Raw genomic sequence first — 23,567 nt, forward strand, 5'->3', positions numbered from 1 at the left:
CGGGATGTGACACGGCGAATGAAGGACAATGATATGTCAAACGATATCGAACATTACCGCGATCCGTCGGATTCGATGGTCGCTCTCTACCTCGCCAACAACGACGGCGACGAGCTGACCGACGCGCTGGTCGCAGCGCTTGAAGACGCCTTCCGTATCTTGAGCGACGAGATTGCCGGCGAGACGATGCACTGAGGCGCTGCCTCCTGTCCGGTCGCTGAACGTGCCGCCACCGCGCCTTCACTCTCACAGGCGAATTGAAGCCGGTCTGCGTTTTCGGATCGGCGCCCGGCGCCAGGATGGCGACGGGTCATTGCCGGTGGTCAGCGATCCTGCAGCAGTGGCTCCACCGAGAGAGCAACCGCCAGCAACGCCCTGTCGGTTCCATTCCTTCCCATCAGCATCAGGCCGGCCGGGCGCGTCAGTCCCGGCATCGGCAGCGTGATGGCGTCAAGGTCGAACTGGTTGGCGACCTGGCAATTGCGCAACAGCAGGCCTTCCACATGGTCATATTCGGCGTCGTCCGTTGCCACGCTGGCAATCGGCACGGCGGCAATCGGCGTCGTCGGCAGGGCGACGAGGTCGTAGGGCGAAAGCCGCTCGCCCATTTCGACGGCGAGTGCGCGCCGTGTGTCCAGCAAGGCCGCGATGGCTGTATCCGGTACCGTGAGGCGCCGCCGAAGCGGTTCCTTGACCCGTGCATCGACGGGCGCATCGTCGTCTTTCAGCCAATCGGCGTGGATGCGGCTTGCCTCCAGCCCGGCGATCGAACCGATGCGAGTCGCTTCGCGAAGTCTCTGGATCAGATCGTCGATCTGGCAGCCGACGATCGCAGCGCCTGATCGGGCGAGCCGGTCAAGGCTTGCGGCAAAGGCGTCGGCGACCTCGGGCGAGAGGTCGTCCAGCAACCTCCCGTCCGGCACGCCGATGCGCAAACCTGCGATCGGTCGAGCGGCAAGCGGCGTCGGCCGCTCGCCGGCCATCACGGCATCGGCCATCGCGCAGTCGGCGACGGTGCGGGCGAGGGGGCCGATCGAATCCAGGGCAGGGGAAAGCGGAAAGGCGCCATCGAGCGGGATGCGGCTGGCGGTCGGTTTGAAGCCGACGATGCCGTTCAAGGCCGCGGGGATGCGTATGGAGCCACCCGTGTCGGAGCCGATGGCGATGTCGCAGGTGCCTTCGGCGACTGAGACCCCGGCACCGGATGAGGAGCCACCGGGGATCAGGCTTTCATCGGTGGCGTTGCCGGGCACCGGATAGTGCGGGTTGAGCCCGACCGCGGTGAAGGCAAATTCGGTCATATGGGTCTTGCCGACGATCACGGCGCCGGCGGCGCGCAGCCGCGTTACGATCAGGGCATCGGCTGCAGCCGGCGGCGCATCGCGGCGAATGACCGACCCGGCAAGCGTCGGCTCGCCGGCAACGTCGAACAGGTCCTTGATCGAGACGATCTTGCCGTCGAGCGGACCCAGGCTCGCGCCCGTCTGCCGACGACGGTCGGACGCATCCGCCTCGCTGCGCGCACTTTCGGCGTAAAGGCGCACGAACGTCCTTTCTTCGCTCCGGCGATCATTGAGCCGGCTCAAGATCTGTTCGAGGCGATCGCGGACGGAAGAAGAGTTCGAATGGGGCACGGTGAGGAACCTGATGATGTCTGTCGTCGCTTTTAGCACGACGCGATGCCGGATCGTTGCCCGGTTTCGCGGAGGCGATCCGGCGCTTCCTTCGATAGCAGCATTGATCGCAAAAGCCATCATCCGGATTGGAACGAAGCCGCCCACCTTCACCGAACTGTCGCCAAACCGTTCAAATTGTTTCATGCGGCTGTTACGCCTTTGACATCGGCATGACCAAAGGTCCGGCACGCGCGATCGCGCTGCCGATTCGGAGGTCTGCTTGGCCGATATCCTCAAGACGCTTTCGCGGCGTTCTTTCCTGCTTTCCGCCGGTGCCGCGGGCTTCGCGGCCTCGTCGGGTCTTGCAACTCCCTTCTATGCCCGCGGCTACGGCCGGCCGGAATTTGTTCACGGTGTGCAGTCCGGCGATGTCGACACGTGCTCGGGCATGGTCTGGACCCGGGTCGACCGGCCGTCGCGGGTGTCGGTGGAGTATTCGACGACCGAGAGTTTCGCCAATCCGGTCCGCCTTGCCGAATTGACGGCGACGTCGCAGGCCGATTGTGCGGTGAAATGCTCGCTCGACGGGCTGCTGCCGGACCAGGACATTTTCTATCGCTTCACCGCAACCGATCTCTACGATGTCAACCGTGTCTCCGAGCCGGTGGTTGGCCGGTTTCGCACGGCGCCGTTGCGCAAACGCTCGGTCCGCTTCGTCTGGTCGGGCGATACCGCCGGCCAGGGCTGGGGCATCGATGATGTCGGCATGAAGACCTATTCGACGATGCGGCAGCACGAGCCGGATTTCTTCATCCATTCCGGCGACACGATCTATGCCGACAACCCCATCCCCGACGAGATTGAGCTTCGCGACGGCGGTATCTGGAAGAACCGCGTGGTGACGCATGAGAAGCGCGATGTGGCGCGCACGCTCGAAGAATATCGCGGCCAATGGAAATACAATCTGCTCGACGAGCATGTCCGGCAGCTGAATGCCGTCTGTCCCACGTTCTATCAATGGGACGACCATGAGGTCTTGAACAACTGGTCGGCCTCGACCGATCTTCGCGACGACCCGCGTTATCCGGAAAAGGACGTCGCCGTCTATGCCGCGCGTGCCGCGCGCGCGTTTCACGAGATGACGCCGATCCGTAACGTCCCAACGCAGCCGGGCCGCATCTTCCGCAAGATCGGTTACGGTCCGTTGCTCGATGTTTTCTTTATCGATCTGCGCTCCTATCGCGGCGCCAACCAGGGCGAGGGCGGCGGCGAGCTTTTCGGCTGGCGGCAGGCGGACTGGCTCAAACGCGAGCTCGCCGCCTCGCGCGCCACCTGGAAGGTGATTGCCTGCGACATGCCGATCGGCCTCGTCGTCTGGGACGACCATGCCAACCGGCGCGGTTCGGATGCGATCGCCAATGGCGACAACGGTGCGCCTCTCGGCCGCGAACGCGAGTTTGCCGATCTGCTTACCTTCATTCGCGACAACGGCATCGACAATCTGGTCTGGCTGACGGCGGACGTGCACTATACCGCTGCGCACCACTATGATCCTGCGCGCGCCGCCTTCAAGGAGTTCACGCCGTTCTGGGAGTTTGTGTCAGGCCCCCTTCATTCCGGCACCTATGGGCCGAAGGAGCTCGACATGACCTTCGGACCCGAGGTTCGCTTCATCAAGGCCTCGGGCGGTGGCATCGACAGCAACCTGCCGCCGTCGGCCGGCCTGCAGTTCTTCGGCATCGTCGACATCAACGGTCAGACGCAGCAGATGACCGTGCGGCTGATGGACCGGCAGGACCAGGAACTCTGGCGCGTAACGCTTGATCCGGCAGCGGTCGCATGAGCAATTCGACGGTCGTTGGCATCGGTGCAAACCCGGCGCGAGGGGGCCATGCCGGTTGCAAAGCCATGGTCTGCCGGCCTTTCGGCGCCGGTCTCTTCGACGTGCCCCCCTTTCGCAATCGCAAAAAAACCTGTATGAGCGCGACCATTGAAAAAGCGGCGTGGCCCATCGGGGCTTGCCCTAAACCTTCCGAGACGAAAAATGAGCATTCGTAACATCGCGATTATCGCGCACGTCGACCATGGGAAAACGACCCTTGTTGACGAGCTCCTGAAGCAGTCGGGCTCGTTCCGCGACAACCAGCGCGTTGCCGAACGCGTCATGGACTCCAACGACCTCGAAAAAGAGCGTGGCATCACCATTCTCGCCAAGGCGACTTCGGTCGAGTGGAAGGGAAACCGCATCAACATCGTTGACACGCCCGGCCACGCCGACTTCGGCGGCGAAGTCGAGCGCATCCTGTCGATGGTGGATGGCGCCATTGTTCTCGTCGACGCTTCCGAAGGCCCGATGCCGCAGACGAAGTTCGTGGTCGGCAAGGCTCTGAAGGTCGGCCTGAAGCCGATCGTTGCGATCAACAAGATCGACCGCCCGGACGGCCGCCACGAGGAAGTCATCAACGAGGTCTTCGACCTGTTCGCCAACCTCGACGCTACCGACGAACAGCTCGACTTCCCGATCCTTTACGGTTCGGGCCGCGATGGCTGGATGAACGTTGCGCCTGAAGGTCCGAAGGACCAGGGCATGGCGCCGCTTCTCGATCTCGTCTTGAAGCACGTGCCGGAGCCGACGGTTGCCGAAGGCCCGTTCCGCATGATCGGCACGATCCTTGAAGCCAACCCCTTCCTCGGCCGCATCATCACCGGCCGCATCCATTCGGGTTCGCTGAAGCCGAACCAGGCCGTGAAGGTTCTCGGCCAGGACGGCAAGCTGCTCGAAAATGGCCGTGTCTCGAAGATCCTCGCTTTCCGCGGCATCGAGCGTCAGCCTATCGAAGAAGCGCATGCCGGTGACATTGTTGCGATCGCTGGCCTCACCAAGGGTACCGTTGCCGATACCTTCTGCGACCCGAGCGTTGCCGAAGCGCTGACCGCACAGCCGATTGACCCGCCGACCGTCACCATGTCCTTCATCGTCAACGACTCGCCGCTTGCCGGCACCGAAGGCGACAAGGTTACGAGCCGCGTCATCCGCGACCGCCTGTTCAAGGAAGCCGAAGGCAACGTTGCGCTGAAGATCGAAGAATCCTCCGAGAAGGATTCGTTCTTCGTGTCGGGCCGTGGCGAACTGCAGCTCGCCGTTCTGATCGAAACCATGCGCCGCGAAGGTTTCGAGCTTGCCGTTTCGCGTCCACGCGTCGTCATGCACAAGGATGACAATGGTCAGCTGCTCGAGCCGATCGAAGAAGTGGTCATCGACGTCGATGAAGAGCATTCCGGCGTCGTCGTGCAGAAGATGTCGGAGCGCAAGGCCGAAATGGTCGAGCTGCGTCCGTCCGGTGGCAACCGCGTCCGCCTGGTGTTTTTCGCTCCGACCCGCGGCCTCATCGGCTACCAGTCGGAACTTCTGACCGACACCCGCGGCACGGCGATCATGAACCGCCTGTTCCACGACTACCAGCCCTACAAGGGCGAGATCGGCGGCCGCGTCAACGGCGTTCTCCTGTCGAACGATTCCGGTGAATCTGTTGCCTACGCGATGTTCAACCTCGAAGACCGCGGCCCGATGATCATCGATGCCGGCGAGAAGGTCTATGCCGGCATGATCATCGGCATCCACACCCGCGACAACGACCTCGAAGTGAACGTTCTGAAGGGTAAGAAGCTCACCAACATGCGTGCTGCCGGCAAGGACGAAGCCGTTCGTCTGACGCCGCCGATCCGCATGACGCTGGAGCGCGCGCTCTCCTGGATCCAGGACGACGAGCTCGTCGAAGTGACGCCGAAGTCGATCCGCCTGCGCAAGATGTATCTCGACCCGAACGAGCGCAAGCGCTTCGAGAAGTCGCGCACGGCCGGTGCTGCCTGAGCAGCCTGAAAATTACCAAGCCTAGAAAAAACCCCGGAGCGATCCGGGGTTTTTTGCTGTGTGTGCCACGGATGGGCGACTTGCGGATAAAGTTAAAAAGGCGTTAACCTTCCATAGGGTGCCGTTAAAGTTGCCTGTGGGTTAACGCCGGCCGGCAACCGGGCGGGATTCCTGTTCGCCGTGTGTGTGTTTAGAGTCGCGAGTCATGAAGACTGTTTCGATAGAGATTCGGCCCGGAGAGCCGCAGGAAGCGTCGGCCATTGCCGATGTGCACCGCGTTTCGTGGCTGCAGGCCTATGGCGGTCTCATCCCCCACCGTCCGCTCGTTCAGATGGTCAATCGCCGTGACGAGGTCTGGTGGCGCAAGGCGACCCGCGGCCCTGCGACGCTGCTCGTCGTGGACGTGGCCGGAACCATTGCCGGTTATGCAACGCTCGGCCTCAGCCGTGCCAAGGCTCTGCCACAGGAAGGCGAGATCTACGAGATCTATCTCAGGCCCGAGTATCAGGGCATCGGTCTCGGGCGTGTCCTTTTCGGCGAAGCGAGGAGCCTGCTGCGCTCGCTTGGTTGCCGCGGGCTCGTCGTCTGGTGCCTCGAAGACAGCGAACATGCCTACCACTTCTTCCAGGGTGCCGGCGGCACGGACATCGCCGAAGGCATGGAAGATTTCGGCGACAAACACCTGAAGAAGGTCGGCTTCGTCTGGAACTAGGCTCACCAAGATCCCGGCCGCAATACTGAAATCAAGGCTTATTCCGGCAGTTCGTTGACCGTTTCGGCGGCCTTGTCGCCACGCGTGCCGTGATAGGCGGGCTTGTCGATGCCGCAGCGGAAGGTCGGCGCCACCTCGTCGGCGACCTTGCGGGCAAGCGCATTCGGATCGGGATTGGCGAGCGCATCGACATAGCCGGCGACGCAGCCCTTGCCATCGTCCTTCTCGGCCACCCTGGAGATGACGAGCACCTGCCCCTGGAGCGCCGGGACCGATGCGCCCGACGCGTCGGTGTTCTCGATGAACCAGCGCAGGATCGTCGCGACCGGCGCGCCGCCCTTGGCAACCCGCCACTCCACGGTCGTGCCGGCATGGTTGAACGGAATGAAACTCTCGAAGGCGTCGTCGGAATAGCGTTGGTTCAGGTGGCCGAACGAGACGCTCTGGCGGATGTCGGCTTCCTTGAACCGAACGGGGTAGTCCGCATGACCCGGGCAGGTCATCAACGCGTACATGCCTTCCTCTTCCGCGATCGTCTTGCACTTGTCGCGGCCGATATCGGTGTAGACGCTTTCATTGGCTATCGCCGGCCCGGCGGACAGCAGTGCCATCGCGAGGAGCGCAACCCTTCCGTTCATCTGGAACTCCCTCAAGTGTAATTTTGAGACCTGTGGAGGTCGATTGGCAGGCACGAAACGACCGGTTGAATCTGCGCTACGGACGAAAGTTATGTTGCATCGCGGCATGTTTCCCTTTATCCGACGGGCAAACTTCTCAAACCGACCCTGGAGTAGATCCATGCGCATCGACGCGATTTCCATCGGAAAGAATCCACCAGAAGATGTCAACGTGATCGTTGAAGTTCCCGTCGGCGGCCATCCGATCAAGTACGAGATGGACAAGGAAGCCGGCACGCTGGTCGTCGACCGCTTCCTCTACACGCCGATGACCTATCCGGGCAATTACGGCTTCGTGCCGCACACGCTTTCGGATGACGGCGACCCGATCGACGTTCTGATCTGCAACACCCGTCCGCTGGTTCCGGGCTGCGTCATCAACGTGCGCCCGATCGGCGTGATGATGATGGAAGACAATTCCGGCCAGGACGAGAAGATCATCGCCGTTCCGTCGGCTCACCTGACACAGCGCTACGACAAGGTGCATGAATACACCGACCTGCCGGAAATCACGCTGAAGCAGATCGAGCACTTCTTCGAGCACTACAAGGATCTGGAGCCCGGCAAGTGGGTGAAGATCTTCGGCTGGAAGGATGCGTCCGTCGCCCGTCAGTTGATCAAGGAAGCGGTCGAGCGCGCCAAGGGCGCCAAGTAAGCTTAACGACCGACCAGCTCGGCAAGTCGCCTCATCAAATCCTCCGGATCGCCCTCGATCCGGAGGATTTTTTTGCGCTGCGTTTCGCCTGAGATGAGGGAGAGCCTGCTCTTGGCAAGCCCAAGCTTCTTCGCAAGAAAGGCGATCAGCGCCTGGTTGGCCTTGCCCTTCTCGGGCACGGCGCTGACGCGCACTTTCAGATATTCCTCGCCGTCGGCGCCGGTCTCGAAGCCGTCGATGGCCTCACGGCCGCCATTCGGCGTGAGGCGCACCGTCAGGCGACAATGGTCGCCATGGGCGGTGAAGGCCGAGGTGGCCATCGTTAGCCAAGCAGGGCCGGCGCGATCGTCGTGTTGAGGAAGAGCTGGATGAAGTAGAGGATCACGAGCACAACCAGCGGCGACAGGTCGACGCCGCCCATGTCGGGCAGAACCCGGCGGATCGGACGGTAGAGCGGCTCGGTCAACTGGTAGAGCGAGCGGCCGATCATGTTGATCGCCTGGTTGTTCACGTTGATGACGTTGAACGCGTAGAGCCAGGAAAAGATGGCCGACGCGATGACCAGAAACCACGCGATGTTGATGATGAAATTCAAGGTGCCGATGACAGCAAGCATGCCGGTCTCCAAATCGTTATTGACAGACATGTAGACATTGAGACCTAAACGAGCAAGTACGCCGGTTTATCGGGCGCGATCATGTTTAACATGAGGCCGTTCGACAGCCGGTCCCACCAGGAGCGCCTCCCTCATGTCCGCCGTTCATGCCTCGCATCGTTTTGCCGCCTTTCGGCATGTCGGCTACCGCCGCTATTTCTTCTCCCGGTTTCTCGCTTACTTTGCGATCCAGATCATCTCGGTCGCCGTCGGCTGGCAGATCTATGATCTCACGCGTGATCCCTTCAATCTCGGCCTGATCGGTCTCTTCCAGTTCCTGCCGTCGCTGGTTCTGATCCTCGTCACCGGGGCCGCGGCCGACCGCTACAACCGACGCATGATCATGGGCATCTGCATGGTCGTCAGCACGCTCTGCGCTGCCGCGTTGCTCATGCTGACCGTGACCGGGCTGTTTTCGCCCTGGCCGGTCTATGCAATCCTCGTCGTCTTCGGCATCGAGCGCGCCTTCCTGGCGCCGGCTTCGCAGTCTTTGGCGCCCAATCTGGTGCCGCCCGAAGATCTGCCCAATGCGATCGCCTGGAACTCCACGTCCTGGCAGACCGCGATGATCGTCGGCCCGGTCGCCGGCGGCCTGATCTATGCACTCGGTGCGGTCGTTCCCTATGCGGTCGGCGTCTGCTTCTTTCTGGCTGCGGCGCTCATGGTTTTTGCCATTCCGAAGCCGGCAAAGCGCACGCCGGCCTCCGCGCAGAGCTGGGAGACGATCACCGCCGGTTTCCGCTATATCAAGGCGGAAAAAGTGGTGCTCGGCGCCATATCGCTCGATCTCTTCGCCGTGCTGCTCGGCGGTGCCGTCGCGTTGATGCCGGTTTTCGCCCGTGACATTCTTGCGCTCGGCCCCTGGGGCCTCGGCCTGCTTCGTGCTGCTCCGGGCATCGGCGCCGTCGGCATGGCGGTGTGGCTGGCCGCCCACCCGATCCGCCATCGGGCCGGTTTCTACATGTTCATCGGCGTGGCGCTCTTCGGCCTCGGCACGATCATCTTCGGGCTTTCCGCCACGCCCTGGATCTCGATTGCGGCCCTTGTCGTCATGGGCGCCGCCGACATGATCTCTGTCTATGTGCGCGAGACGCTGATCACGCTCTGGACACCGGACGAGCTGCGCGGTCGGGTCAACGCCGTCAATATGGTCTTTGTCGGCGCGTCGAACGAACTCGGCGAATTCCGCGCCGGCATGATGGCCTCCGGCTTCGGCGCGGTGTTCGCGGTCGTTTTCGGTGGTATGGGAACGCTGCTCGTGTCAGGGCTCTGGGCTCTCGGCTTCCCGCAATTGCGCAAGATCGACACGCTCGACGTGCCCGATCACCACAAGCAACCATAGGCGGGTTGCGTTAGGCCGTTTCTTGAAACGCAATTCCGGCCGGAAAACCGTTTTACGCTTTTCGTGGAACTGTTTCTGGTTGTTGGTGGCGCAGGAAGATCAATTCGAGGAAGTTCTCCATCCAGGTGCGCAGCGGCCCGTCATGCTGCATGCGTCCGTCGAGGTGTGCTTTGCCGACCTGGGCGCCCGGCATCTCGAAGCGGTGGGCGCCGTGCACGACCCATCTGTGCATCATGGCGCGTGTCAGCTCGCCGTGGAACTGGATGCCCCAGGCGTTGTCGCCATAGCGGAACGCCTGGTTCGGATAGGTGTCGCCGGTTGCGAGCAGCTCGGCGCCTGCAGGTAGATCGAAGCCTTCGCGGTGGAAATGATAGACCATGTCCGGCCAGTCCATCAGCGCCTTGCCGGCCTCGGTCGCCACCAGCGGGTACCAGCCGATCTCGGTCATGCCTTCGTGATGCGGCGCGACGCTACCGCCGAGATTGCGCGCCAGCATCTGCGCGCCGAGGCAGATGCCGAGATAGGGCTTGTTCTCCTTGAGCGGAACGGAGAGCCAATCGATCTCGCGGCGGACGAACTCTTCCTCGTCATTGGCGCTCATCGGGCCGCCGAAGACGATCGTGCCGCTATGGCGCTCCAGCGTGGAAGGCAGCTCGTCGCCGAGCGCCGGACGGCGGATATCCAGGCTAAAGCCCTTTTGCTGAAGAATTTGACCGACGCGGCCGGCGCTCGATCGTTCCTGATGCAGAATGATCAGAACCGGGTCTCGGGCGCTGGTGTCCGGTATCGGCATTTCAGTTTTCCTGTTGCGGCTCTACTTCCACGGCCGCGTCGCTTCTCGCCGCAGCCTCCTGCCGCATGAGCACCCGGTCGCGGCCGGAGACAGCGAGCAGGTCGGCAATCCGCCAGATCACGTGATCTTCCATCTCGCTGCGCTCGCCGTCGGCATAGACGATATCCCAGAGCATGCCGACGAGTTCGACGCGCTGCTCTTCCGACAGATGCCGTTTGATCTCGGCGGTGAACTGGTAGAAGTCGATCGCTTCGCTCTCGGCAGTCTCGCCGGCTTCGATCAGCGCCGCCAGCGCCGCATCGTCGACCTTGTAGTGCTGCTTGATGACCGCCCGCATCTTGCGCCGCTCGGACGCAAGGATCCTGCCGTCGGCTTCCATCACCTGGAAACAGAGGGCGATGACCGCCACTCTGGGGTCGCCATGCTGTATTCGTGCCGTCGGACCCGTGAGCCCGTCGAGAAACGTCCGTAAGCGTTCAAACATATATTCTGCCCAGCCCCTTGATACTCAAAACAGTCGGAACCCGGCCTTTTCCGGTGTCTTCTCGCCGGTGGCGGGATCGCGGACCCCCGGATCATCCGGCGGTCGCCCGAAGAAGGGATCGGATATCTGCTCGCCGTTGGCGACGTCTTCCTTCGCCGTCGTCTTGATCGCAGCTTTTTCGGCGACCGGCTCGGGTGGCTTGCGTTCCGCAACCTTGATCGGCTGCACCTGTACCACAGGCTCCTCGCGCTCGGCCTCGAGGATGACAGGCGTCTCCTTCCGCTTGGCCACAGGCGCCGGTTCGTGCACATGCGGCTCGATCGCCACCGGCGGCAGGCTGCGGATCGCTTCGTCAGCGGTGGATTGATCGTGGTCGACAGTTGCCGAAAGCGTGTGCGGCGACGCCTTCCATTCGAAGGCGTCGAGCCGGCCGCTGACCGGGGAGACCGGCAGCCACGTCGGTGATGTCACGCCATCGGCAGTCCAGGCCGGATCACGCGGACTGCGCAGCGCCTGCGCCATCCAGTGGCGGATGCGGCCCTCGTCACCGGTGTCCGCCTCTTCGATGTCGGCAAGCAGCAGGAAGACGCTTTCGGTCGGATCAAGCCTTGCTGCGGCTTCAGCCTTGGTGCGGGCCAGAAGCAATTCGCGCGCTTCGAGTGCGGTTTCGGCGACGGTGGCCATGGCAACGGCATTGTTCGGTCGCAGGGCCTCGAGCTTGCGCGCCCGTTTCAGCCGGTCGACGGCAGTGTCGCCACCACGGGCACGCACGTAGAGCTTCGCCACGTCCGGGTGCGGTTCGTGCTTCCAGCTCTTCTCAAGGATCGCGGTTCCCTTGCGCAGGTTATCCTCGCGAAACAGTGCCTTGGCGGCGATGAGCGCGGCCGGCACCAGATGTTCGTCCAGCTTCAGCGCGGCGAGCGCATCGTCGCGCGCCGCCTTCACGTCGCCATCGAGCTTCGTCATCGCGCGGGCGGTCAAAAGCACGGCCTTCTTGCGGTCTGCGTCCTTGCGCTCGACCACATGGGCAGCGCGGCTTTGATCAAGAAGACGAAGGGCGTCGTCCCATTGCCCGGCCTGGCTCTGGCTGTCGAGCGTTGCGAGCGCCGCCCAGGGAAGATGCGGCGCCTTTTCGGCGGCGCGTTCGGCATATTGCCGGGCTGCTTCGTGCGCACCAAGGCGCTTGGCTTCGAGATAAAGCCCGCGAAGCCCGAGTTCGCGCGTCTCCGGATCGTCCGCCATCAGTTCGAACTTGCGGCGGGCGTCGTCATACTTGCCCTCGATCAGCGCCGTCTGTGCTTCAAGCAGGTGGATCAGCGGCTCCTGGTCGGCGCTGATCAGGCCGCGGGTGCGCGCCGTCATCTTGCGGGCAAGGTTGGCATCGCCGGCGCCGGCGGCGATCAGGCCGGTCGAAAGTGCCTGGTAGCCGCGGTCGCGCTTGCGGGCGCGGAAGTAGCGGGTAACCGTGTGCGGCGACAGCCAGATCGTGCGCACCAGCCAGACGGCGATCAGCACGGCGGCGATCAGCGAGATCAGCAGCGATGCGGCGCGCATCAGGCTCATCTCGACGAGCTGACCTTGCCAGACGAGAGAGAGTTCGCCCGGACGGTCGGCAAGCCATGCGAAGCCGAGGCCGAGGCCGAGGACGAGGAGGATGAAAACCAGAATGCGGATCATGTCTGTTTCCTCAACCCTCTGTGCCCGGCTTGGCCATCGTTGCGGCGACGGCAGCGTCGATCACGCCCTCGACGCGCAGGCGCTGGTCGAGCTTGGCCTTGAAGGCCTCGCCCACCGGCTTGGCGGCGACCGGCAGGCCGTCCCATTCAAGCGCTGCGCCCTTCAGGTCACCATTGTTCAGCTTGTCCTCGATGCGGGCGATGACCGCCTCGGGCGTGTCACCCTCGACGCTGCCGACCGGGCGGACGCGAATGCCCGACATGGCGCTCGACACGAGCCGGTCGAAAATGCCCTCGTTCGGATCGGGCTGATTGAGGGCGTCGAGCATGGCATCGGCGGTCTTGGGGAACTCGCGGCGCAGGTCGGTGCGGGTCGGCACGCCGGTCTGGGCATCCGTTGCCAGGCCGGATATGGCCTGCTCATCCGGTGCGATGCTGCGCAACGCGTCGAGTTCGGCGAGGAATGGCCCGCCGCGATCGATCGCGGATTTGAGCGCGGTAACCGCGACGGCCTTCGCCATCTGGATATCATTGACCGGCTCGTTGAGCTTCTGCTCGGCGGATTCGATGCGGCTCGCGAGCTCGGCTTTCTCGGCGGTGGCCGATTGCCGGGCGTCGGCAAGCGCGGTCTTCAGGCCCGCAATCTCCTTGGTGAGATTGTCGACCTCGGCCTTCAGCGCCTCAGCCTCGGCGCCGCCTGGGCCGTTCGCGCCGGGCTGGGCTGCGGACTGTTCCAGCGCGGCGAGACGGCCTTCGAGCGCCGTGTTGTCGACAACGGCCGTGGGGGCGGGCAGCGCTGCGATCTGGTCGCGCAGGGCCTGCAATTCCTGTGACACGGACTGTTCGACGCCGCTGCCGCGATCCGGCCCAAGCGCCGGGACGAAACCGGCATATTGCAGACCGCCGAACCCGAGCAGCGTCACCAGGCCGCCGACGATGCCGGCGGCAAGCGCCCCGGAATTGGAGACGGGTTTTTGCCGCGGTGCCGGCTCCGCATCGCGCGTCACGACGTGCGGTGGCTCTTCAGCAAAAGCGGCCGCGGCGGCATCGGCCGCCGCATCGGCGCGCTGCTCCTCGATTTCTTCCTCAAGGCGGGAGTCGGCAGCGCTGTCGTCGCTGCTGTCGGCCGTAGCATCATCCGCTTTGGCGTCGCCTTCGGCGTCTGTGGCTGCAGCGTCCATCACCGGCTCGCGGCCTGCTTCTGCCTCGGCCGGTTCCGCAATGGTCTTGTCCGCTTCGAGGTCGATCGTCAGCGGTTCCTTCCCGGACTTCGAGCGGCGCGGCGGGTTTTCCGATACCATGGTGACCTCTTACCGTTGGTGCCTGTCGGCTCTTCCCTCAAACCTAGTCAGCCGGAACGGGGAGGGAAAGCCCCTCCGTTCCGTTTTTGAATGAATTTGGCATTAGAGAAGACTGAAAAGGCTTTCTTCATCGGGCCTTGCGGCAATCTCCAGCCTCACGTTGTGCGGCAGCGCCTCGGCGATCGCGGGGCTGAGGCAAAGGTAACGCGAAGCGAAGGAGGGGGCGGCGAGGCCAGCGTCCGACAGGAGACTTGCAAGCCGGCGGGCCGTCTCACGGGAGTAAAGCAGCACGGCGTCGAAGGGGCCAGGTCGCATGGCGTCCTGCAGGATGCCGGGTGGGTGCGCGATGGGATCCATCCGATAGCATTCCACCACCCGATGATTGATGCCGTGCTGCTGGAGCATGTGTTCGAGACCGTCCGAACGAGGTGTGCCGGTCAGATAGAGGACCGGCTGCTGCGTCAGTGTGTCGATGGTCGAGGCGATCAGCCCGGCCAGCGCCTCGCCGGTTCCGCCGCCGATGCGGATATCGGCGAAGCCGAGTTCCTCGGCCGCGCGTGCGGTCGCCTCGCCGACGCAAAAGCAGGGATCGGCGAGATCCTTCGCAAGATCTTCACGGAATGCGGCGAGGACCCGAACTGCTTCGGCGCTGGTCAGAGCGATCGCCGCATGCGGCATTTCGAGCGCTGCTTTTGCAGCAACGGTGAAACGGGTAGCCTGCATCAGCGGCAGCAGGATTGCTTCGTGGCCGGCAGCCTCCAGCCGGCGTGCGGTCGTCTCGGCGGCAGGAAGCGGCCGGGTGACGAGCACGCGCATCGGCTTAGGTCCAGCTTGCAAAGAAGCCCGGGCCGGCCATGGCGCGGATCTCCTCGCCGGCCTTGCGGCCAAGCGCCTCGGCATCGGTACTCTTGCCTTCGATGGCGACACGATGATGCGTCCGGCCATCCGGCGTGAGGATCATGCCGGAGAAGCGGAGATGCGTGCCGTCCGAGGTGGCCAGGCCGGCGATCGGCGTGCGGCAGGAGCCGTCGAGCGTCGCGAGGAAGCCGCGCTCGCAGGCAACCGCCTCGTGGGTGCGCGGATCGTCAATGGCCGCAAGCAGGTCGTTGATGCGGCGGTCGCCCGCCCGGCTTTCGATGCAGATCGCGCCCTGTGCCGGTGCCGGCGGAAAATCTTCCGGATCGAGCAGTTCGGTCGGGACGTGGGCCATACCCAGCCGCTTCAGACCGGCATAGGCGAGCAGCGTCGCGTCCACCTGGCCCTCGGCGAGCTTTCTCAGTCGCGTTTCCACCTGGCCGCGATAGGTGATGACGTTGATATCCGGACGCAGCCGGCGGATCAGCGCCTGGCGGCGCAGCGACGACGAGCCGACCGTTGCGCCCTCGGGAAGTTCCATCAGTTTCGGTGCCGTGCGGCCGATGAAGGCGTCGCGAACATCCTCGCGCGGCAGGAAGGCGGAAAGACAGAGCCCGTCCGGCAGCTTCGTCGGCATGTCCTTCGACGAATGCACGGCGAAATCGAGTTCGGCCGACAGCAATTGCTGCTCGATCTCTTCTGTGAACAGGCCCTTTCCGCCGATCTCGGCGAGCGAGCGATCGGTGATGCGGTCGCCTTTGGTCGACAGAATGACGACCTCGAACATTTCCGGCGGCAGACCATGGACCGCTGCGAGGCGATCGCGCGTTTCATGGGCCTGGGCGAGCGCCAGCGGGCTACCGCGCGTGCCGATCCGGAAAGGTTTTGTTTGCATCAAAGGCTATCCATTGTTACCGGAGTTCCGTGTACCCACCTTTCGGTGCGACCGCAATCTTTTGAGTAGTTCCTGATGTCTCCGCCCCTGCGCATCCTCGGCATAGAAACAAGCTGCGACGAAACCGCCGCTTCCGTTATTCTGCGCGATGAAAGCGGTAAAGGCCATATTCTTGGTGACGTCGTTCTGAGCCAGCTGGAAGAGCACAGCGCCTATGGCGGCGTGGTTCCTGAGATCGCGGCGCGCGCCCATGTGGAGGCGCTCGATACGCTGATCGAGGAGGCGCTGCTGCGTGCCGGCGTTACGCTTGCCGACATCGATGCGATTGCTGCGACAAGTGGTCCCGGTCTGATCGGCGGGCTGATCGTCGGGCTGATGACCGGCAAGGCGATCGCGCGCGCAACCGGCAAGCCGCTCTACGCCGTCAACCATCTCGAAGGCCACGCGCTGACGGCGCGGCTGACGGACGGGCTTTCCTTCCCCTATCTGATGCTGCTTGTTTCCGGCGGCCACACCCAGTTGATTCTGGTCAAGGGCGTCGGCGACTACGAGCGCTGGGGGACCACGATCGACGATGCGCTGGGCGAAGCCTTTGACAAGACGGCGAAGCTGCTCGGCCTGCCCTATCCGGGTGGCCCCGCAGTGGAGAGGGCGGCGCTCGCCGGTAATCCGGAACGGTTCAATTTCCCACGGCCGCTCGTCGGCGACGCCAGGCTCGACTTTTCGTTTTCGGGCCTGAAGACGGCGGTGCGCCAGGCGGCGCAATCGCTGGAGCCGGCCACGGATCAGGACATTGCCGATATCTGCGCCTCGTTCCAGCGGGCCATTTCGCGCACATTGAAGGATCGCGTTGGCCGCGGACTGAAGCGCTTCAAGGCAGAGTATGCCGGTGTTGAGCGGCCGGCGCTTGTGGTTGCCGGCGGGGTTGCCGCCAACCAGATTCTTCGCGCGACGCTCCAGGAACTCTGTGACAAGGACGGTTTCGCGTTCATCGCGCCGCCGCTTTCGCTCTGCACCGACAATGCGGCGATGATCGCCTGGGCGGGCGCGGAACGTCTGGCGGCAGGCATGGCGGCGGATGGCCTCGATGTTGCGCCGCGTTCGCGCTGGCCGCTCGACAGCCAGGCTCAAACATTGCTCGGCTCGGGCAAACGCGGCGCCAAGGCATGAACAGTTCAGCCAGGGGCATGACGAACTCAGCCCATGCCGCACTCAGCCGGGGGCATGACGATACGAAGGACATACGGATAGAGAATGAACGATAGTTCCAAGATCGGGCCGAAGATCGTCGTGGTCGGTGCCGGCGCCTTTGGCACAGCACTTGCCGCGGTTGCGGCATCGGCTGATGGCAGCGACGTGACGCTGCTTGCCCGTCGCCAGGAGATCGCCGAGGCGTGCCGGGATACGGGTCGCAATGAAGATGCTCTACCCGGCATCGACCTGCCGCCGGCGCTGAAGCACACATCAGACGTTTCCGTTCTTGCCGATGCCGAAATCGTGCTTTTCGTCATGCCGTCCCAGGCCCATCGCGACGCGGCGCGGCACTATGGTCCTGTCATCAATGCGGCCGCCACCATCGTCACTTGCGCCAAGGGCATGGAGCAGGCAACCGGCCGGCTCCTGACCGACGTGCTGGCGGAGGAGCTGCCGGGCCATGCGATCGGCGTGCTCTCCGGACCTGGTTTTGCCGCCGATATTGCCAAGGGCCTGCCGACCGCCATGGTCGTTGCTGCGGCCGATGCCCAGACGGCGACGATGCTGGCGGAAGTTCTCTCCGGCCCGACCTTTCGTCTCTATCCCTCGCAAGACCGCATCGGCGTGCAGCTTGGCGGCGCGCTCAAGAATGTGCTGGCGATCGCCTGCGGCATCGTCGAAGGCGCGGGGCTCGGCGACAGCGCCCGCGCGGCGCTGATTTCGCGCGGCCTTGCCGAGATGTCGCGCTTCATCGCTGCCGAGGGCGGCGAGGCGGATACGGTGCGTGGTCTTTCCGGCCTCGGCGATCTCGTCTTGACGGCGACCAGCCATCAGTCGCGCAACCTGCGTTTCGGCATTTCGCTCGGCAAGGATGGCCGCGCCAGCGGACGCAAGGGCGAACTGGTCGAAGGCGCCTTTGCCGCGTCCGTCGCCGCCCGTGTCGCCCATGATCTCGGCGTCGAAATGCCGATCACCGAAGCGGTGGCGGCGATCATCGACGGCAAGCTCGATGTCAGCTCGGCCCTCGAACAATTGATGTCTCGTCCGATCACCCAGGAATGAACGGGCAGCGGGATGAAGAAACGCATCCCGCGCCAAACGACAACTTCAGGAGGAAGCATGCTCTTCGCACTTCATTGCACCGACAAGCCGGGCGCGCTGCAGCTTCGGCTCGATACTCGCCCCGACCATGTCACCTATCTCAATGATCTCAACGCCAAGGGCGTCCTCAAGATGGCCGGCCCTTTCCTCGGTGACGACGGCAAGCCGACGGGAAGCCTGGTGATCGTCAAGAGCGAGACCATCGACGAAGCCCGCGCCATTGCCGAGGCAGACCCCTATGCCAAGGCGGGGCTCTTCTCCAATGTCGAGATCAAGGCCTTCAATTGGGTCTTCAACAATCCGGAGGCTTGAGACCAAGATGGCGCATTGGCTCTACAAATCCGAACCCGTCAAATGGTCCTGGCAGATGCAGAAGGATGCCGGCGCCAAGGGCACCGAATGGACCGGCGTGCGCAACTACCTGGCACGCAACAACATGCGGGCGATGCAGATCGGCGACAAAGGCTTCTTCTATCATTCGAACGAAGGCCTGGAGATCGTCGGCATCACCGAGGTCTGCGCGCTCTCGCATCCGGATTCGACCGCCGAGGGCGATGCGCGCTGGGACTGCGTCGATATCCGCGCGGTCACGGACATGCCGCGCCCGGTGACGTTGAAGGACATCAAGGAGAACCCGAAGCTCGCCAAGATGTCGCTCGTCACCTCCATGCGCCTCTCGGTGCAGCCGGTGACCGAGGACGAATGGCTCGAGGTCTGCCGCATGGGCGGGCTCGACAATCCGCCGCGGTAATTTGTTTCAGCCCATCCGAAGGTCCAAAGGCTGTTCGGATGGGCGCGGAGAGTTTTCGTGAAGACCGATCCGGAAAGCTTTATCCTCGAAAATACCGATGTTTTGTCGCCGCCGCATGTGCCGGAGGTCCGCCTGCACCTGGCGACCGAGGCGCATGAGCTCTGGCTGAAGACGGAGGACGAATTGCAGGAGATCGGCCTGCCGCCGCCATTCTGGGCCTTCGCCTGGGCCGGAGGGCAGGGGCTCGCCCGCTATATCCTCGACCATCCCGAGGTCGTGCGCGACCGTCGCGTCGTCGACTTCGCCTCCGGCTCCGGCCTGGTGGCGATTGCCGCGATGAAGGCGGGTGCTGCCTCGGTGCTTGCGGCCGACATCGATCCCTGGGCGGAGACCGCTGTCCGGCTGAACGCCGCGATCAATGGGGTCACGCTTTCCTACACTGGCGACGACATCACCGGCCAAGACCTTGAGGCCGATATCTATCTCGCCGGCGATGTCTTCTACGACAGGGCTTTCGCCGATCAGCTAAAGCCGTGGTTTTCCAAGTTGATCGCCGGCGGTGCGACCGTAATCGTTGGCGATCCCGGCCGCTCCTACTGTCCGCGCGAGATGATGACGGCACTGGCCACCTACGAGGTGCCGGTGACGCGGGCGCTGGAGGATAGCGAGGTCAAACGCACGACCGTCTGGCGCTTCGGGATTGCCGCAGACGCGGCCAGTTGACAGCCCAAGGCCCTTCGATTCCAATCCGTCAAAAAACGGGGGAACGAACATGGCATTTGCGGGCATGAACTATCTGGCGGTGCTGATTGCCGCCATCGCGGCTTTCGGTCTTGGCGCGATCTACTACGGTGTCCTCGGCAAGCCCTGGATGAAGGCCGCGCGCATCGACGCCGCAAGCGCACAGATGTCGCCGGTGCTCTTTGCCATTTCCTTCGTGTCCGAACTGGTAATGGCGACCATGGTCGCGGGCGTCGTCGGCCATCTCGGTCCGGATCAGGTGACGCTCGCCAACGGCGTGGTCTCGGCCTTCTTCCTCTGGCTCGGCTTTGTCGCGACGACCATCGTCGTCAACCATCGCTATCAGGGCTTCGGGTGGGACCTGTCGCTGATCGACGGTATGCACTGGCTGCTGGTGCTGGTTGCCATGGGCGCCATTATCGGCGCCATGGGTGTCTGACCACGTTTGCCCAGCGGCACCAGGCCTATTGCCGGATCACGCAGACGCCGTGTTCATAGGCGCAGGAGCGGTTCATCGTCTGCGGCGAGACGGTGATGATCTTGCTGCGCTTGACCTGTGGGGGTGGCGCGTAGCCACTGTCGTCGGCATAGCGGTAATCGCCTTCCTGGCTGAAATAGATGCCGTTGCCCAGGTCGACATAGGCGGAAATGCCGCCGACATAGGCGCCGATGCCCGGGATGATGTCGGGAAATTCGTCGCCACCATAGATCCCCGGCCGATAGTCGTTGCGGCGGCCACTGGATGTCCAGATCGCGCGCCCGGCCCTGTCGCGAACCCATCCGCTGCCGTTCCCCCATCGCTCGGCGTTGGGGCCGGGATAGGGGCGATACCGGGGAAGACGGACATGCCGGGTGCGTGTGTCCACCTCCGGCAGTCCACCGTAGATGGCCGGTCGACCATCGTGGCGCCTGTTGCCGGACGTCCAGATATCGTTGCCTGCCCGATCTCGCATCCACCCGCCACGGTGCCCCCATCGCTCGGTGTAGGGGCCAGGATATGGGCGATATCGCGGAAGGCGAATGTGCCGGGTGCGGGTGTTCACTTCCGGCAGCCCGTTGTTGGACGCCCAGTCACGGCGAGGCATATGATTGCGGTTCCAGCCATTTCGGAAGCCCGCCCCGCCGAAGTCGTAGCCCCGACTGCCGGAGCGGCCCGAATACATTCGGTTATGGATGGTGCGCGTCTGGATGCCGCCTGATCCGCCCCAGTCCCGGGCTTCCATGGGGATGCAGCTCGTTGCGATGACCAGGCCGGCGAGTACTAGCACTTTGGTCGCATGGATTGCCCTGAACAGAACCATTCTGTCCGCCCTCCGGATGACGCTTAACAAATCGTTAAGGCCACTCTGGGCCAATTTCGCCCGAAAGTCACGGAATCGCTTGGTTTTTTGGAGCTATCGTTAACGGATGGCCGTGTCTCCGGCAGAGCGGAAAATGGCGCAATTCGTCTAATCGATTAAATTGATTTTGCACTGCAAACACACTTGTCGTTAAGCAATATGGTGATTAAAGGTCCGGAGGACTGAATTGCGCACAATCAGGTGCGATACCGGACTAAAATCGTCCACTTTCTGGGCGTAAACCCGGGCATTTCCGTGAGGTTCCGATGACGGATGTCACAAGAAGCCGGCCGCTGTCGCCGCATCTTCAAATCTATAAGCCGATCCCGACAATGGTGATGTCCATTGTGCACCGCATCACCGGCGGCGCGCTTTACTTCGGCACCATTCTCGTCGCCTGGTGGCTGATCGCCGCGGCATCGGGTGCGGCCTATTATGACTGGGTCAGCTGGCTGTTCGGCACGTGGATCGGCAAGCTGGTGCTGTTCGGTTATACCTGGGCACTGGTGCACCACATGCTCGGTGGTCTGCGCCACTTCATGTGGGATCTCGGCTATGGCTACGAGAAGCACTTCGCCACCAAAGTGGCCAAGGCGACGATCGTCTGTTCGGTGGCGCTGACGCTGCTGATCTGGGTGGTCGGCTATCTCGTCCGCTAACTGGGAGGAAGAACACTGATGGATATGCGCACGCCTCTCGGCAAGGTTCGTGGTCTTGGCTCGGCCAAGGAAGGCACCGATCATTTCTGGCGCCAGCGCCTGACGGCCGTTGCCAACGTTCCGCTCTTGATCTTCTTCGTCATCTTCCTCGTTCGCTACGCCGGCGCGCCTCACGCGGATGTCGTCGCCGCACTCGCGAACCCCTTCGTCGCCGTCGTCATGGCGCTCGTCGTGCTCTCGGGCCTCATCCATATGCGGCTCGGCATGCAGGTGATCATCGAAGACTACGTGCATGGCGAAGGCATGAAGATCGTGCTTCTCATGCTCAACACATTTTTCACGATCGCGGTTGGCGGGCTCTGTCTCTTCGCCATCCTGAAGATCGCTTTTGCAGGGTAATTTCGCCATGGCATCGAACAGTTCACCCGCTGCAAACGGCAAGGCCTACCAATATGTCGACCATGCCTTCGACGTCGTCGTCGTCGGCGCCGGCGGCGCGGGCTTGCGCGCGACCCTCGGCATGGCCGAGCAGGGCTTGAAGACCGCCTGCATCACCAAGGTCTTCCCGACCCGCTCGCACACGGTCGCTGCGCAGGGCGGTATCGCCGCCTCGCTGCAGAACATGACGCCCGACAGCTGGCAGTGGCACCTCTACGACACCGTCAAGGGTTCCGACTGGCTCGGCGACGTCGATGCCATGCAGTATCTTGCCATGGAGGCGCCGAAGGCGGTCTATGAGCTCGAGCACTATGGCGTGCCCTTCTCGCGCAATGCCGAAGGCAAGATCTACCAGCGGCCGTTCGGCGGCCACATGCAGAACTACGGCGAAGGCCCGCCGGTGCAGCGCACCTGTGCGGCGGCCGACCGTACCGGCCACGCCATCCTGCACACGCTCTACGGCCAGTCGCTCAGGAACAACGCCGAGTTCTTCATCGAGTATTTCGCGCTCGACCTGATCATGGCGGATGACGGCCGCTGCACCGGCGTGGTTGCCTGGAACCTCGACGACGGCACGATCCATCGCTTCTCCGCCAAGATGGTGGTGCTGGCGACCGGCGGCTACGGCCGCGCTTACTTCTCGGCGACCTCGGCGCACACCTGCACCGGCGACGGCGGCGGCATGATCGCGCGCGCCGGCCTGCCGCTGCAGGACATGGAGTTCGTCCAGTTCCACCCGACCGGCATTTACGGCGCGGGCTGCCTGATCACCGAAGGTGCGCGTGGCGAAGGCGGTTATCTCGTCAACTCCGAGGGCGAGCGCTTCATGGAGCGTTACGCGCCGTCGGCCAAGGACCTTGCCTCGCGCGACGTCGTCTCGCGCTGCATGACGATGGAAATCCGCGAAGGCCGCGGCGTCGGCAAGAACAAGGACCACATCTTCCTGCACCTCGACCACCTGGATCCGGCGGTTCTGCACGAACGCCTGCCGGGTATCTCGGAATCGGCGAAGATCTTTGCCGGCGTCGACGTGACGCGCGAGCCGATCCCGGTTCTGCCGACGGTGCACTACAACATGGGCGGCGTGCCGACCAACTACTGGGGCGAAGTGCTGAACGCCGACGCCCAGAACCCGGAGCGCATCGCACCCGGCCTGATGGCGGTCGGTGAAGCCGGCTGTGCCTCGGTGCACGGTGCCAACCGCCTCGGCTCCAACTCGCTGATCGACCTCGTGGTCTTCGGCCGCGCCGCAGCCATCCGCGCCGGCCAGGTAATCGACCGTAACGCGGCGGTGCCGGAGCTCAACAAGGCTGCCTGCGACCGCATCATGGACCGCTTCGACCGCCTGCGGAACGCCAATGGCGGCACGCCGACGGCGGTGCTGCGCGAAAAGATGCAGCGCGCCATGCAGGAAGACGCCGCCGTGTTCCGCACCCAGGAATCGCTGGAATCGGGCTGCAAGCGCATCTCGGCGATCTGGAAGGAACTGCCGGACATCAAGGTCACCGACCGCTCGATGATCTGGAACTCGGACCTCGTCGAGACGCTGGAACTCGAAAACCTCATGGCCAACGCCATCACGACGATCTACGGCGCCGAAGCGCGCAAGGAGAGCCGTGGCTCGCACGCCCGCGAGGACTTCACCGAAGGTCCGCTCGGCGGCCGCGACGACGTCAACTGGCGCAAGCACACGCTCGCCTGGGTCAACGAGGCCGGCGACGTCAAGCTCGACTACCGCCCCGTTCATACCGACCTGATCGCCGAAGGCATCGATCCCAAGAAGATCGAGCCCAAGGCCCGCGTGTACTGAC

The 23,567-nt window shown here is 63.6% G+C and carries 26 protein-coding genes; 15 read left to right on the forward strand and 11 right to left on the reverse strand.

The genetic code is table 11. The annotated features are described in order from the left end of the window. Positions 1 to 33: 33 nt before the first annotated feature. Positions 34 to 195 (forward strand): hypothetical protein, encoded by a 162-nt coding sequence (locus tag BBX50_RS30380; protein WP_201723451.1) that lies wholly within the window; start codon positions 34 to 36, stop codon positions 193 to 195. Positions 196 to 323: 128 nt separating this feature from the next. Here the strand turns inward: BBX50_RS30380 and BBX50_RS03880 are convergent, their stop codons facing one another. Beyond that, the gene (locus BBX50_RS03880) at positions 324 to 1,634 is read right to left on the reverse strand and encodes an amidase (RefSeq protein WP_065774123.1); all 1,311 of its coding nucleotides are present in this window, start codon (positions 1,632 to 1,634) and stop codon (positions 324 to 326) included. 262 nt (positions 1,635 to 1,896) lie between these two features. Between BBX50_RS03880 and BBX50_RS03885 the strand changes: the two genes are divergently transcribed. The 3 genes from BBX50_RS03885 to BBX50_RS03895 all read left to right on the forward strand — a co-directional run bounded on the left by BBX50_RS03885 (position 1,897) and on the right by BBX50_RS03895 (position 6,199). Next, on the forward strand, positions 1,897 to 3,459 hold the full coding sequence (locus BBX50_RS03885; protein ID WP_065774007.1) for an alkaline phosphatase D family protein: 1,563 nt from the start codon (positions 1,897 to 1,899) through the stop codon (positions 3,457 to 3,459). A 201-nt stretch (positions 3,460 to 3,660) separates the two neighbouring features. Continuing rightward, the gene (gene typA, locus BBX50_RS03890; RefSeq protein WP_065774008.1) at positions 3,661 to 5,487 is read left to right on the forward strand and encodes a translational GTPase TypA; all 1,827 of its coding nucleotides are present in this window, start codon (positions 3,661 to 3,663) and stop codon (positions 5,485 to 5,487) included. A gap of 205 nt (positions 5,488 to 5,692) precedes the next feature. After that, a complete protein-coding gene (locus BBX50_RS03895; RefSeq protein ID WP_065774009.1) occupies positions 5,693 to 6,199 on the forward strand; it encodes a GNAT family N-acetyltransferase in 507 nt (168 codons plus the stop codon). A 38-nt stretch (positions 6,200 to 6,237) separates the two neighbouring features. Here the strand turns inward: BBX50_RS03895 and BBX50_RS03900 are convergent, their stop codons facing one another. After that, positions 6,238 to 6,837, reverse strand: a complete 600-nt coding sequence (locus BBX50_RS03900) for a hypothetical protein (protein ID WP_065774010.1) — start codon at positions 6,835 to 6,837, stop codon at positions 6,238 to 6,240. Positions 6,838 to 6,997: 160 nt separating this feature from the next. Here BBX50_RS03900 and ppa point away from each other — a divergent pair, with 160 nt between their 5' ends. After that, positions 6,998 to 7,531: an inorganic diphosphatase gene (gene ppa, locus BBX50_RS03905; RefSeq protein WP_057254979.1), complete on the forward strand. Its 534-nt coding sequence runs from the start codon at positions 6,998 to 7,000 to the stop codon at positions 7,529 to 7,531. Positions 7,532 to 7,533: 2 nt separating this feature from the next. Here ppa and BBX50_RS03910 read toward each other — a convergent pair whose 3' ends face one another. Together BBX50_RS03910 and BBX50_RS03915 are read right to left on the reverse strand one after the other, a co-directional pair. Continuing rightward, positions 7,534 to 7,851 (reverse strand): DUF167 domain-containing protein, encoded by a 318-nt coding sequence (locus BBX50_RS03910; protein ID WP_065774011.1) that lies wholly within the window; start codon positions 7,849 to 7,851, stop codon positions 7,534 to 7,536. A 2-nt stretch (positions 7,852 to 7,853) separates the two neighbouring features. Beyond that, the gene (locus tag BBX50_RS03915) at positions 7,854 to 8,147 is read right to left on the reverse strand and encodes a YggT family protein (protein ID WP_139108271.1); all 294 of its coding nucleotides are present in this window, start codon (positions 8,145 to 8,147) and stop codon (positions 7,854 to 7,856) included. Between the two features lie 133 nt (positions 8,148 to 8,280). On the opposite strand from BBX50_RS03915, the gene BBX50_RS03920 reads away from it, so the two are divergent. Further along, a complete protein-coding gene (locus BBX50_RS03920; RefSeq protein ID WP_065774012.1) occupies positions 8,281 to 9,528 on the forward strand; it encodes an MFS transporter in 1,248 nt (415 codons plus the stop codon). A 52-nt stretch (positions 9,529 to 9,580) separates the two neighbouring features. Here BBX50_RS03920 and BBX50_RS03925 read toward each other — a convergent pair whose 3' ends face one another. The 6 genes from BBX50_RS03925 to hemC all read right to left on the reverse strand — a co-directional run bounded on the left by BBX50_RS03925 (position 9,581) and on the right by hemC (position 15,532). Beyond that, complete coding sequence (locus BBX50_RS03925) at positions 9,581 to 10,321, reverse strand: glutamine amidotransferase (RefSeq protein WP_065774013.1); 741 nt, start codon at positions 10,319 to 10,321, stop codon at positions 9,581 to 9,583. A 1-nt stretch (position 10,322) separates the two neighbouring features. After that, positions 10,323 to 10,805: a TerB family tellurite resistance protein gene (locus tag BBX50_RS03930; RefSeq protein WP_065774014.1), complete on the reverse strand. Its 483-nt coding sequence runs from the start codon at positions 10,803 to 10,805 to the stop codon at positions 10,323 to 10,325. A gap of 24 nt (positions 10,806 to 10,829) precedes the next feature. Then, on the reverse strand, positions 10,830 to 12,482 hold the full coding sequence (locus tag BBX50_RS03935; protein WP_065774015.1) for a heme biosynthesis protein HemY: 1,653 nt from the start codon (positions 12,480 to 12,482) through the stop codon (positions 10,830 to 10,832). Between the two features lie 10 nt (positions 12,483 to 12,492). Beyond that, complete coding sequence (locus BBX50_RS03940) at positions 12,493 to 13,782, reverse strand: COG4223 family protein (RefSeq protein ID WP_065774016.1); 1,290 nt, start codon at positions 13,780 to 13,782, stop codon at positions 12,493 to 12,495. Between the two features lie 102 nt (positions 13,783 to 13,884). Then, a complete protein-coding gene (locus tag BBX50_RS03945; RefSeq protein WP_065774017.1) occupies positions 13,885 to 14,598 on the reverse strand; it encodes a uroporphyrinogen-III synthase in 714 nt (237 codons plus the stop codon). 4 nt (positions 14,599 to 14,602) lie between these two features. Further along, the gene (gene hemC / locus BBX50_RS03950) at positions 14,603 to 15,532 is read right to left on the reverse strand and encodes a hydroxymethylbilane synthase (RefSeq protein ID WP_065774018.1); all 930 of its coding nucleotides are present in this window, start codon (positions 15,530 to 15,532) and stop codon (positions 14,603 to 14,605) included. A 75-nt stretch (positions 15,533 to 15,607) separates the two neighbouring features. Here hemC and tsaD point away from each other — a divergent pair, with 75 nt between their 5' ends. From tsaD to BBX50_RS03980, 6 genes are all read left to right on the forward strand, one after another. Then, positions 15,608 to 16,702, forward strand: coding sequence for a tRNA (adenosine(37)-N6)-threonylcarbamoyltransferase complex transferase subunit TsaD (gene tsaD / locus BBX50_RS03955; RefSeq protein ID WP_065774019.1), 1,095 nt, complete (start codon positions 15,608 to 15,610; stop codon positions 16,700 to 16,702). 84 nt (positions 16,703 to 16,786) lie between these two features. Then, on the forward strand, positions 16,787 to 17,788 hold the full coding sequence (locus tag BBX50_RS03960) for an NAD(P)H-dependent glycerol-3-phosphate dehydrogenase (RefSeq protein ID WP_065774020.1): 1,002 nt from the start codon (positions 16,787 to 16,789) through the stop codon (positions 17,786 to 17,788). A gap of 57 nt (positions 17,789 to 17,845) precedes the next feature. Continuing rightward, positions 17,846 to 18,139, forward strand: a complete 294-nt coding sequence (locus BBX50_RS03965; RefSeq protein WP_065774021.1) for a YciI-like protein — start codon at positions 17,846 to 17,848, stop codon at positions 18,137 to 18,139. 7 nt (positions 18,140 to 18,146) lie between these two features. After that, the gene (locus BBX50_RS03970; RefSeq protein ID WP_065774022.1) at positions 18,147 to 18,578 is read left to right on the forward strand and encodes an EVE domain-containing protein; all 432 of its coding nucleotides are present in this window, start codon (positions 18,147 to 18,149) and stop codon (positions 18,576 to 18,578) included. 57 nt (positions 18,579 to 18,635) lie between these two features. Continuing rightward, complete coding sequence (locus BBX50_RS03975) at positions 18,636 to 19,301, forward strand: methyltransferase (protein ID WP_065774023.1); 666 nt, start codon at positions 18,636 to 18,638, stop codon at positions 19,299 to 19,301. Between the two features lie 49 nt (positions 19,302 to 19,350). Further along, positions 19,351 to 19,758, forward strand: a complete 408-nt coding sequence (locus BBX50_RS03980) for a DUF1761 domain-containing protein (RefSeq protein ID WP_065774024.1) — start codon at positions 19,351 to 19,353, stop codon at positions 19,756 to 19,758. 25 nt (positions 19,759 to 19,783) lie between these two features. Here BBX50_RS03980 and BBX50_RS03985 read toward each other — a convergent pair whose 3' ends face one another. Continuing rightward, positions 19,784 to 20,620 carry a hypothetical protein gene (locus BBX50_RS03985; RefSeq protein WP_065774025.1) on the reverse strand — a complete coding sequence of 279 codons (837 nt, stop codon included), beginning with the start codon at positions 20,618 to 20,620 and terminating at the stop codon, positions 19,784 to 19,786. A gap of 305 nt (positions 20,621 to 20,925) precedes the next feature. On the opposite strand from BBX50_RS03985, the gene sdhC reads away from it, so the two are divergent. From sdhC to sdhA, 3 genes are read left to right on the forward strand one after another with little or no spacing between them, the layout of a single operon-like run. Further along, the gene (gene sdhC, locus BBX50_RS03990) at positions 20,926 to 21,318 is read left to right on the forward strand and encodes a succinate dehydrogenase, cytochrome b556 subunit (protein WP_065774026.1); all 393 of its coding nucleotides are present in this window, start codon (positions 20,926 to 20,928) and stop codon (positions 21,316 to 21,318) included. 18 nt (positions 21,319 to 21,336) lie between these two features. Then, on the forward strand, positions 21,337 to 21,717 hold the full coding sequence (sdhD, locus tag BBX50_RS03995) for a succinate dehydrogenase, hydrophobic membrane anchor protein (RefSeq protein WP_058321723.1): 381 nt from the start codon (positions 21,337 to 21,339) through the stop codon (positions 21,715 to 21,717). Positions 21,718 to 21,724: 7 nt separating this feature from the next. Further along, positions 21,725 to 23,566 carry a succinate dehydrogenase flavoprotein subunit gene (gene sdhA / locus BBX50_RS04000; RefSeq protein WP_065774027.1) on the forward strand — a complete coding sequence of 614 codons (1,842 nt, stop codon included), beginning with the start codon at positions 21,725 to 21,727 and terminating at the stop codon, positions 23,564 to 23,566. The last annotated feature ends 1 nt before the right edge of the window (position 23,567 follow it).

Origin of the sequence: Ensifer sp. LC11, assembly GCF_001695835.1 — a bacterium.
In the GTDB taxonomy this organism is placed as follows: Bacteria; Pseudomonadota; Alphaproteobacteria; order Rhizobiales; family Rhizobiaceae; genus Ensifer.